This is a genomic window from Kitasatospora nipponensis (assembly GCF_039528135.1).
Classification (GTDB): Bacteria; Actinomycetota; Actinomycetes; order Streptomycetales; family Streptomycetaceae; genus Kitasatospora; species Kitasatospora nipponensis.
Genome location: NZ_BAAALF010001020.1, coordinates 1 through 558 on the forward strand (window position 1 = coordinate 1; position 558 = coordinate 558).

General features: G+C 69.9%; 1 protein-coding gene. It reads left to right on the top strand.

All coding sequences use genetic code 11. The annotated features are described in order from the left end of the window. Nucleotides 1–98: 98 nt before the first annotated feature. Nucleotides 99–558: thiamine biosynthesis protein ThiJ (locus ABD323_RS44645; protein ID WP_344447685.1), on the top strand; the 460-nt coding region annotated here is incomplete at its 3' end.

Here is a 558-nt window from a genome sequence, read left to right on the forward strand (position 1 = left end):
CCCCTGAACCGGGGCCGCAGCGGTGCGACCCCCCTTCCCCACCGCTGCGGCCGCCCAGCCCCTGACCCTTCGTCACGACGTGAGAACGGGGATCTCCCATGGGAATCGTCAAGCCACTCAAGACCGGCCGGCTGGCCGGCAAGCGCATCGGAATCCTGCTGGAGAGCGACTTCGTCGAGGACGAGATCGCCTACTACCAGCGCAGGTTCGCGGAGGACGGCGCCGAGGTCCGGCTGCTCAGCCGGCTCTGGGGCCAGCCCTCGGTGACCTTCTCCGGGCACGAGCACCGGGGCACCATCGAGGTGGACGGCGACCTGGAGCAGCTCGACTACCACGAGCTGCTGCAGTTCTCCGCGCTGATCGTGCCCTCGGGCATGGTGGCGGACCGGCTGCGCTACACCGAGGACGTCGAGCACGACTCCCCGGCCCTCGAACTGCTCCGCCGGGCCTTCCGGATCCCGAGTCTGGTCAAGGCCTTCTCCTGCCACGGCCTGATGCTGGTGCCCGGCGCCAAGGACCTGGTCGCCGACCGGCCGGTGACCTGCCACAACAACCTGG